Source organism: Zavarzinella formosa DSM 19928 (assembly GCF_000255705.1).
Taxonomy (GTDB): Bacteria; Planctomycetota; Planctomycetia; order Gemmatales; family Gemmataceae; genus Zavarzinella; species Zavarzinella formosa.
This window is the reverse complement of sequence record NZ_JH636440.1, coordinates 190,195-200,298: the sequence shown is the minus strand read 5'-3', so window position 1 is coordinate 200,298 and position 10,104 is coordinate 190,195. Positions and strand designations below refer to the sequence as shown.

6 protein-coding genes are annotated in these 10,104 nt (G+C 60.8%); 3 read left to right on the top strand and 3 right to left on the bottom strand.

Annotated elements, in window-relative coordinates; all coding sequences use genetic code 11:
• The 3 genes from BGIM_RS49920 to BGIM_RS0111470 all read left to right on the top strand — a co-directional run.
• A partial coding sequence (locus tag BGIM_RS49920) for a WD40 repeat domain-containing protein (RefSeq protein ID WP_238537605.1) occupies positions 1-2,177 on the top strand: 2,177 nt, incomplete at its 5' end.
• Positions 2,177-4,612 (top strand): WD40 repeat domain-containing protein, encoded by a 2,436-nt coding sequence (locus BGIM_RS0111475; protein WP_020469922.1) that lies wholly within the window; start codon positions 2,177-2,179, stop codon positions 4,610-4,612. The genes BGIM_RS49920 and BGIM_RS0111475, both read left to right, overlap by 1 nt.
• Positions 4,613-4,701: 89 nt before the next feature.
• The gene (locus tag BGIM_RS0111470) at positions 4,702-6,240 is read left to right on the top strand and encodes a sulfatase family protein (RefSeq protein WP_020469921.1); all 1,539 of its coding nucleotides are present in this window, start codon (positions 4,702-4,704) and stop codon (positions 6,238-6,240) included.
• A 180-nt stretch (positions 6,241-6,420) separates the two neighbouring features.
• Here BGIM_RS0111470 and BGIM_RS0111465 read toward each other — a convergent pair whose 3' ends face one another.
• The 3 genes from BGIM_RS0111465 to BGIM_RS0111455 form a co-directional block, all read right to left on the bottom strand.
• The gene (locus BGIM_RS0111465; RefSeq protein ID WP_020469920.1) at positions 6,421-7,497 is read right to left on the bottom strand and encodes a hypothetical protein; all 1,077 of its coding nucleotides are present in this window, start codon (positions 7,495-7,497) and stop codon (positions 6,421-6,423) included.
• Positions 7,498-7,527: 30 nt separating this feature from the next.
• The gene (locus BGIM_RS0111460; protein ID WP_020469919.1) at positions 7,528-8,952 is read right to left on the bottom strand and encodes an MBOAT family O-acyltransferase; all 1,425 of its coding nucleotides are present in this window, start codon (positions 8,950-8,952) and stop codon (positions 7,528-7,530) included.
• A gap of 236 nt (positions 8,953-9,188) precedes the next feature.
• Positions 9,189-10,091, bottom strand: a complete 903-nt coding sequence (locus BGIM_RS0111455; RefSeq protein WP_040889007.1) for a beta-propeller domain-containing protein — start codon at positions 10,089-10,091, stop codon at positions 9,189-9,191.
• Positions 10,092-10,104: the final 13 nt, after the last annotated feature.

Sequence of the window (10,104 nt, the reverse complement as noted above, 5' to 3'; positions counted from 1 at the left end):
GGCGGGTGACGGCGGGCGCGGATATTTCGGCGATCACACTCTCGGCCGACCAACAAACGCTCATCGGGACCGGGCCAAGGTGGGTCAAACGCTGGAATGTGTCGGATGGCCGAGAACTGTCCCCTCTCGGAGAAGAGGGGAAACACTATTCGGCGCCAGCGGTTTCCTCCGATGGATCACTGGTGGTGGCATTTGAAGAAGACACCATGAGTGTTCACGTTTGGGACGCCGCAACCGGAAGGGCCATTCATCGCCTCACGGCCGGCGGTGTCGGCAAGCGAGTGGCGGCCTTCTCCCCGGACGGCCGACGACTGGCGTTTGCGACCAGCCTCAACAAAATTTCGGTGTTCGATCTGGCGACCGGCCGCGCGGGCAAACCGCTCGCCGACGCCAGCATGCCGACGGCCCTCCTGTTCTCTCCGGACGGCAAGACCGTGGCCGCCCTCCGCTCGGGGTACACGCTTCATTTGTGGGATGCCGAGACCGGCGAACTGCGTGACCGGACAGCGCTCCAGCGTCTTCCCGGCAACGACATCGCCTTTTCCCCGGATGGCCGGATAGTGGCCGTCATCGGCGACGCGGCCATTGTGTTATGCGAGACCGCCACCGGCCGGAAGTTGAAAACCCTGTCCGTCCCCGACAATCTGACGGCCGCCTTCTCGCGGGACGGGCGGACGCTGGCGGCCGGCGGGCGGACCATCCGGCTGGCAGATGTCGCGACGGGAAAACTTCTCAACACAACAGCCGGACACGAAGGCCCGGTCTGCGGGATCGCCTTCGCCCCGGATGGGCGAACACTCGCATCGGCCGGGGAAGACCGGACTGTTCGAGTGTGGGACACGCGAACCAGCCGGGAGTTGATCCACATTCCGGATCACAAGAACGGCACCTTCCGTCTTGTCTTCACACCGGACGGCCGGACCCTCATCTCGGCCGACGGCGAGGGAGTCATCCAGTGGTCGGAAGCCGCGACCGGGCGCCCCGTCCGCCAACAATCCGACCTGTTCGCCAGTCATGCGCTGGCCGTCTCCCCCGACGGCGCCCTTCTGGTCTGCGGCAATTACGGCCAAATCCAACTGTGGGACGGGGCCGGCGGGAAGAACCGGGGCCTGCTCGGGAATCACCGGGGGCTGATTACCAGCCTGAGCTTTGCGGCCGGGGGCCGGATTCTGATCTCCGCCAATTATGCCGAATCAGGCGTGCAACTATGGGACATGCAAACACTCGCCCGATGGCGCGCGTTGGAGAAAGAAAATCTGGGCAAACAGAAAAACACCCCGTCGTCGGTCGCGGTGACGCCGGACGGCCGGATGCTGGCGACCCACAACAAAAGCGGCGAGGTCCATCTGTGGGAGACGGCCACCGCCGGGGAACGCCGGACCATCCCGACCGAGATCGCCGACATCGCCGAACTGGCGTTCTCGGCGGACGGCCAAATACTGGCCGTCGCCGGACCGGATGGCCTCATCCAGTTTCTTGATCTGGCCGGGGGCCGGAAAATGCCCCTCTTGTCGGCAGGCCCACTGGAGAGTGGCGCCTCCCCGGCCATCGCCTTCTCGCCGGATGGCCGCCTTCTGGCGACCGTCCGGAACGACGCCACCATCATGCTCTGGCCGGCGCCCGCGTTGCCGCCTCTCGTGGGAAAACTGTCCAAGCGGCCCGGAGAAGTGTGGAACGATTTGGCCTCGGACCATGCGGCGACCGCCGATCAGGCCATCCGCACCCTGACCGCCTGCCCGGCCGATGCGGTGATTGTTTTGAAAAGCCATTTCAAGCCATTCCTGTCGCCAAGCCGGGAAGCGATTACCCGTTGGGTGACGGACCTCGACAATGATCGATTTGCCGTCCGCGAACGAGCCGGGGCCGAACTGGCAAAGCTCCGGCAACTGGTCGTTCCGGCGTTGAAGGCAGGACTGAAGAACAAGCCCGGCGAAGAAAGCCGGAGCCGGATCGAAAAACTACTGGCCCAAGCAGAGGCCGGACGGCTGGAACCGACCGGGGACCAACTCCGCGAAATCCGGGGAGTCGAAATCCTCGAATCGATGGGAACCCCGGCGGCGAGACAACTCTTGGAAAGCTTGGCTTCGGGCACCCCGGAAGCCCGGCTTACTCAAGAGGCGAAAGAATCCCTGAGCCGACTGAACTCGAAAGCCCGCCTCTCCGGGGGAACGCCCTGATGTTCCGCATCTCGCTTGTGTCACTGATGATGATCGCCCTCGACGTCGGCGCCGAACCCGGCCCCGCCCCACGCGAGATTCGGACGGACCTATACGGCGACCGCCTCCCGGAAGGGGCCATCGCCCGGCTCGGGACCGCCCGCTGGCGGCTTGACGGGTTGGTCAGGTTTCTCGCATTTGGGCCGGATGGGAAGACGATTCTTTCTTGCACCAAGCGGGAGTTGATCGTCTGGGACCGGGAGACCGGGTTGGCCAAGTGGCGGTTGTCGACGGGAGCGGATGTTTCTTCGCTTGTTCTCTCGGGCGATCAGCGGATTTTGATCGGGACCGGCAAAACGCAGATCCGGCGATGGGATTTGGCGAACGGGCGGGAGTTGCCAGCCATCAAGGAAGAGGAAAAGCGATACGCCGTGGCGGCTCTCTCCGCCGACGGATCGCTGGTGGCGGCCGGGGAGGATGGCAGGTCCGAAATCGATGTCTGGGAGACTGCGACGGGCAAGCGACTCCATCGCTTCTCGCCGGGGGAAAACTTTGCCCTTCGATTGCTGGCGCTTTCTCCGGACGGCCGCCGATTGGCGTATGCGGGCAACGACGACCACATCACCCTGCTTGATCTGGCGACCGGCCGCGAAGGCCTGCGGCTCCGCAAACCCGGCGCCCTGATGGGCCTCACGTTCTCCCCCGATGGCAAGATGGTGGCGGTCATCGGGCTGGACCAGATTGTCTGCCTGTGGGACGCGGGAACTGGCGAACTGCGCCATCAATGCAACGCGAATTTTCCGGAAAGCAATTTTAGGAACGTGATCGCTTTCGCCGCAGACGGCAAGACGGCGGTTCAGACCAGTATTAATGGCATCGCGTTATGGGATACCGCCACCGGCCGGAAGTTGCAAACCCACCCGGCGACCGATCACCTGACCGCTGTTGCCTTGTCGCCGGACGGGAAGACAATCGCCATCGGCGGCCGCGAACAGAACATCCGGCTGATGGACGCGGCCACGGGAAAAATCCTCAACCCCACGGCCGGGCACAACGCCCCGGTTTGCGCGATCGCCTTCTCTCCGGACGGGCGGACCCTCGCATCGGCCGGGGAGGACCGAACCATCCGGATGTGGGACACGCGAACCAGCCGGGAGTTGTTCCAAGTCTCCGGTCACGATAGCGGCGCCACCAGACTGTTCTTCACGCCGGACGGCCGTTTTCTGATCTCCACCGACAAAAACGCAACCATCCGGTGGTCGGAGGCGGCGACCGGCCTTCCCCTTCCCCGACGATCCGTCATGTCCATCAGCCATCCTCTGGCCCTATCCCCGGACGGGACCATCCTGGCGTGCAACGATGGCGGCCGAATCCAACTGAGGGACGGGGCCACCGGGGCGGACCGGGGACCGCTCGGGATTCTTGGGCATGAAGTCAACAGCCTGAGCTTTGCGGCCGGAAGGCGAATCGTGGCCGCCACAGAAGGCGGGGAGCCAGGCATCCAATTGTGGGATGTGCAAACCCGTGCCCTGTGGCGGACTCTGCCGGGCGGTCAGCACCGGAGCGTACAGCCCCACTTGATGGCCGTGACGCCGGACGGCCGGATGATTGCCATGCAGCAAGCGGGCGGACATATCGATTTTTGGGAAACGGCCGGCGCGGGGAATCGTCGAACCATCTCGACCGGGCTGCCCCAAATCACCGAACTGGCTTTCTCGCCGGATGGCCAAATGCTGGCGGTCGCCGAAAATGGCGGCCTCATCCAGTTTCATGACATGACCGAAGCCCGAAAATCGGGCTCCCTGTTGGTGGGGCCGCTGAATGCCGAGGCCCGCCCCACGATGGCTTTCTCGCCGGACAGCCGGACGCTGGCGGTTGTCGGGAGGGATACCACCATCACACTCTGGGCCGTGTCCGTCTTGCCCCCGTTGGAGAGAAAAGCGTCGATTCTCCCCAAGGGTTTGTGGGATGATTTGGCGGGAGATTCGGTGACGGCCTATCACGCCATCCGCATCCTGACCAACAATCCGACCGATGCGGTGAGTTTTCTAAAAGACCGCATGCGACCGGCCCCGCCAACAGACCCGATGGCGATTGCCCGCTGGGTGACGGAACTCGACAACAACCGGTTTGCCGTCCGCGAACGGGCGGGAGTTGAATTGGCGAAGCTTCGGCACCTGGCTCTCCCCGCCTTGCAGGCCGGATTGAAAGCCAAGCCCGGCGCCGAGGCGCAAGGCCGGATCGAAAAATTGCTGGCGGCCGTCAAGATCAGGCGACCCGACTTGGCCGGGGACGAGCTCCGCGAGGTCCGGGCCGTCGAAGCCCTTGAAGCGGTGGCAACCCCCGAAGCGAAACGACTCTTGGAAAGTCTGGCCAAAGGCGCCCCGGAAGCCCGCCTCACGGAAGAGGCCAAAGAGTCTCTGAGTCGGTTGAATCGGAATACGAACCGGCAATGAGCCGTCGCCCGGCGGGAGCGAGGCTTGGAGGGCCGCCTCCGAGGTCGTTTCCCCTACGATGATTCTGATTCTCTTTCACGAGGCTCTCCATGCGCCGATTCCTCCTGCTGGCCGGCTGGCTGCTCCTTGCGATGACCGGTCAGGCCGCCGACAAGCCGAACATTGTGTTTATCTTTTCGGACGATCATGCCTATCAGGCAATCAGCGCCTATGGCGATCCCCGGAAGTTGAACGAGACGCCGAACATCGATCGGCTGGCGAAGGAGGGGATGCGGTTTGATCGTTGTCTGGTTCCCAATTCCATTTGCGGGCCGAGCCGGGCGTGCGTGCTGACCGGCAAATACAACCACCTGAACGGGTTTTACAACAACACCAACAGCCGGTTTGACCCGGCCCAAGTCACATTTCCCAAGTTGTTGCAAAAAGCGGGTTATCAAACGGCCGTCGTCGGCAAGTGGCACTTGATTAGCGACCCGACTGGGTTTGATTACTGGCACATCCTGCCGGGGCAGGGAATCTATTACAACCCGCCGATGATTGACAACGGCAAACGAGTCAATCATACCGGCTATACGACGGATATCATCACCGATCTTTCGCTGGATTGGATGAAGAACCGCGACAAGTCGAAGCCGTTCTTGTTGATGTGCCAGCACAAGGCCCCGCACCGGGAATGGTCACCCGCCCTGCGGCATCTCGGGCATGACAACGACCGCGTTTACCCGGAGCCGGAAACCCTGTTTGATGATTACTCCGGCCGGGGCAAGGCCGAGAAAAGCCAGGACATGACGCTGGAGAGAACCTTCACCCGTCTGGATGCCAAGTTTGTTTATCCCCCCGGCATGAACGATGAACAGAAAAAGGAATGGGACAAATATTATGCCCCCCGCAACGCGGCCTTCGAGAAGAACAAGCCGCAAGGCAAAGACTTGGTGCGATGGCGGTACAACCGCTATCTGCATGATTATCTCGGCTGCATCAAGGCCGTTGATGAAAGCGTCGGCCGGGTGTTGAAGTATCTGGAGGACAACAATCTCGCCGAGAACACCATCGTGGTGTATGCCTCCGATCAGGGGTTCTACCTCGGGGAACACGGCTGGTTTGATAAGCGCTGGATCTTCGAGGAATCCCTGCGAACGCCGCTCTTGGTCCGCTGGCCCAAGACAGCCAAACCTGGTGGAACAACGAACAAAATCGTCAGCAACATCGATTTCGCCGAGACATTCTTGGAGGCCGCCGGGGTTGAGATCCCCAAGGAGATGCAGGGCCGGAGCCTGACGCTGCTGCTTCGCGGGGAGACGCCGAAAGACTGGCGGACCAGTTTTTATTACCACTATTACGAAAACAGCCCGGCCGTTCATAATGTGGCCCGTCATTACGGGGTGGTCACGGATCGTTATAAACTGGTTCGCTTTTACGACCCGGAGTTTAACTATTCGGAACTGTTCGACCTGCAAAAGGACCCAAAGGAACTCACCAGCATGTTCGACAAGCCGGAATATGCCGACGTTCAAAAAGAACTGGAAACTGAATTGGTCCGCTTGCGAAAAGACCTGAAGGTTCCCGACCCCGACCCGCCTGAGACGATCATCGGTAAGAAGGAGCCGAAGAAGAAGGCGAAGGAGTGATTGCGGTCAGGTGAATGTTTTGGCGAGCCGAACATTGCCATCTGTCGGGGACCAGAGTACTCCGCACGCTCCGCGTGCGGTCGGGGCTTTGACCCATTTCATCATCTGCCATACGGGAAGTCCTATCCGCACGCGGAGCGTGCGGAGTACCCTGGTCCTCGACCGGTAATTCTTTGTTTTTTACTTTCCGGCGGGGTTTTGCAGCAACGGCGTCAAAACATCGCGGGCAAACCTTTGTGAGAATCTCCCCGCCCCTTCGACCGTCATGTGTTCGGTGTCGCCAAATCCGTCTTCGGTGATCCAATCTCGTGAATCGACCACACTCGCGTGATAATCCCGTTTAAACCCGTCCAGCAGGCCGTTTACTCGATCATGAACGGTTGTGGTGGCCCATGATCGAAGGGACGGCGATTCGGGCATGAGGACCAACACCACCCGAATGTTCTGGTCGCGGCACGTTTCCAATAATTCCCGCAAGCACGCCTCGGCCGTGGGGCTGACATGGAACTCCGAATAGTGTTTGGCGACTGATTTCTCCGAGGCGGCAAGGATGGCCTGATAACGAACCGCATCGTGGTGTTCAAAGTTCGGAAGCCGTTGGAAACCATGAGGATCGACGCCCCGCCAGCGCACGTCGATCTTGCTGTCTCGCGGCAGCCACCGGCGGGCTTCGATCGCCAGGAGGAATGACCGCTGGGAATATGACAGTGTCAGTTGGTCCCACGTCCATTCACCAAGGAAAAAGTCTGGGCGGCCGGCTTGCCGGGAGACGGCGTCCACATCAGCCAGACCTGTCCGGCGCAGATAATATGCCCGGTCTGTCCGGATGGCATCCTCTCCGTCCAATCGCAGGGAGACCGGTGAAATTTCCGCCACCACGAGATCGGGGGTAATGCCTTCGGCGAGGATTCGCCGCAGGCACAGCAATTCGATCAGCGGCCCGCCAGAATTGATGCCATAATTGAACACCACAGCCCCGTCGGGCAAGTCCCCCATCGCATCCGGGCGAATGCCCATCCCGGTGCGAGAACTGCCCAGCGTGATGACAAGCGGTCCGGATTTTGAACGCTCGCCCAATCGGTCGCGGAGTTGGTACAGCCGTATTCCATACTCCGGATCACGCAAATCCGGGCGAATGCTCTCAAGAACGGCGAAAAGCGACGCTTGTCCGAGCAAGAATCCGACGGCGAGCCATCCCAACACCTTCCGGGCGCGCCGCGAGGCTTCGTCACGTCGGCGAGAACGGAGTTTCGTCATCGGCCTGGAGCATTCCACGGATTTGTCGTCCTAAAACTGAAAGTAAATGAAGCCCTTGGCTCCTTCGGGCGCGAGGGTCAGGGCGATCATCAGGGCACCTGCGTATCCGAATCCCAAAACAGGGGAGGGTGTCCGGGAAACCACGCGGCGCCAGCCGCCGTTACGGGCGACCATGTGACACACAGCCATGACGGCCATCGTCCACCACAGACTGACCCCGGCCAGCGGCCCCGGCAATCCGGCCCGCCACGACAGCATGCGACCGAACATCACATACGCCGCCTCGAAGGTCGTCGCCCGAAAAAGAACCCAGCAAAAAGTCACTGTCAGAAACGTCACGGCGATCCGGACCGCCGTTCCGGGCACTGATTCGAGAACCGAACGAAGCGCCGGCCTCGGGCCACACCATCGGCGGAACGCACGATGACCGACCAACAGCGAGCCGTGAACCATGCCCCAGACGATGAAGGTCCAGTTGGCGCCATGCCAAAGCCCTCCCAGAATCATGGTGAGCATGAGATTTCGCGTGGTTTGCCACTCGCTTCCCCGGCTTCCCCCCAACGGGATGAACAGATAATCTCGCAACCATGTGGAGAGGGAAATGTGCCACCGCCGCCAGAACTCTGACACGTTGGCGGCCGAGTATGGCATGTCAAAGTTGATCGCGAGTTTGTAACCGAGCAGATGAGCCGAGCCAAGGGCCATGTCGGTGTAACCCGAGAAGTCACAGTAGATCTGCAACGCATAGGCCAGCGCCGCAAGCCAGATGGCGGCGGTTCCGTATGATCCGGGATTGGCAAAAACAGGATCGGCCATCATGGCCATTCGGTCGGCCACGGCCAGCTTTTTAACCAACCCCAGGATCAGGTATTCCGCTCCGAGCCTCGCGCGTGGCCAGCTCCATCGTTTGGGCCGGGCGATTTGTGGCAGGAAGTCCCTGGCGCGGACGATTGGCCCGGCGACCAAATGGGGAAAGAAAGTGATAAAAAGCACGAAATGGGCAAGGTTTCGCTCGGCCCGGATACGCCGACGATACACATCGACCGTGTAATTGATGGCCTCAAATGTGTAAAATGAGATGCCAATTGGCAAGATCACACGAAGCAAGGGGAGCGAGGCCGTCCCTCCGGCCCGGTGCAGAGCTGCCTCCAGTGACTGAAGAAAGAAGTTGGCATACTTGAAATAACACAACAGGCCCAGATTGCTTGCCAGACTGATGAAGAGCAATAGCTTTCGCACTCGATGCGAGGAAAACCGGTCCATTCCCCTGGCCAGCAGGTAATCAATGACTGAGCTCACGCCGACAACAAGCGCCAGCCACTCGTTCCAACTCGCATAGAAGAACAGGCTGGCGGCGAGCAGCAGCCAGACGCGAGCCTGCCGCCACGGCAAAAGCCAGTGAATCACAAACACGCCCGTGAAAAACACGAGGTACTGTAGCGAGCAAAACAGCATGTCGCTCGGACTCCAGCGAATCGCCCGGAGATACTCCCGGCCAGGCGATGGCGACACATCAAAGGCGGGCCAGTTCGTGTTCAATCAAACAGGGTTGAAAGACTTCACTGCAGTTCATCATCGGTCGGCCGTCATCCTGACTTAAGGCCGTCTCGCGGCAAGTCGTCCGCCTCATAGGCAAAAGAGAAGGATGCCATCGCGGGTCTAAATTCTCCGCTCACCGGCATTGCGACAGCTTACCGCATCCCCGTGTTTTCCAAGGCTTTTCCATTTGTGTCCAAAATCTGGAAGTGATGAATCCCCGGCTTGGTTTCGTCCTTGTGGGTCCAGACGATTTTCTTGTCGCGGGTGATTTCGGTCAGTTTGACATCCTTGGCCCCGGCGTGGTGGCTGGTGATGACGGTGTTGCCGTTCGGCAGGCGTTGCACGCCGCAGGCGTCGTTGATCGGCTTGCCGGGGAGGTCGTCGTTGGTCACGCGCCAGACTTCTTTGCCCTTGGGGTCCACTTCGATCACCAAGTTGCCCAGCGTGCAGCCGATCAGGGTGTTGCCGTCGGGCAAACGGATGGCCGTGAAAGGCCAGTGCGGCGTCTTTGCTTCCCAGACGATCTTGCCCTTGGGGTCATACTCGCGGACGACTTTGTCCAGCAGTTGCGGCACCAGATAATTGCCGTTCGGCAGCTTTCGGGTCATGCGGGTTTGCAGGTGGTGGTCCTTGGTCTGGGCGGTGATCTTCACTTCCAGTTCGATCTTGCCGTCCTTGTTGAATTCCAAAATACGGGGATCGTTCCCGGCCTCGGTGATCATGTATCGTCCGTCGCCGACCAACTGGGCGGTGTTCACCTCGGATTGCGCTCCCTTGGCGGAGAAGAGAACATTCTTGTCCCGTGACAGATGGACCACGCCGCCGCCGGGGAATTCCTTGTTCTTGGTGATCGTTAGCAACACGCTGCCATCGGGCAACACCCAGCCGTCGCGGCTGCCTTGGGGATATTCCCAGAGAATCTTGCCGTCGCCCCCCTTGATGTAGGTGGCCCCGCCGGTGGCGAGAAACGAATGCGTGATCGCCGGTTCTTCCGCCCGTGAGGCGCCGACGAACGAACCTATGGCCAACACGGCCGCGACTAAATGACGAACCATCGAATGCTCCGTT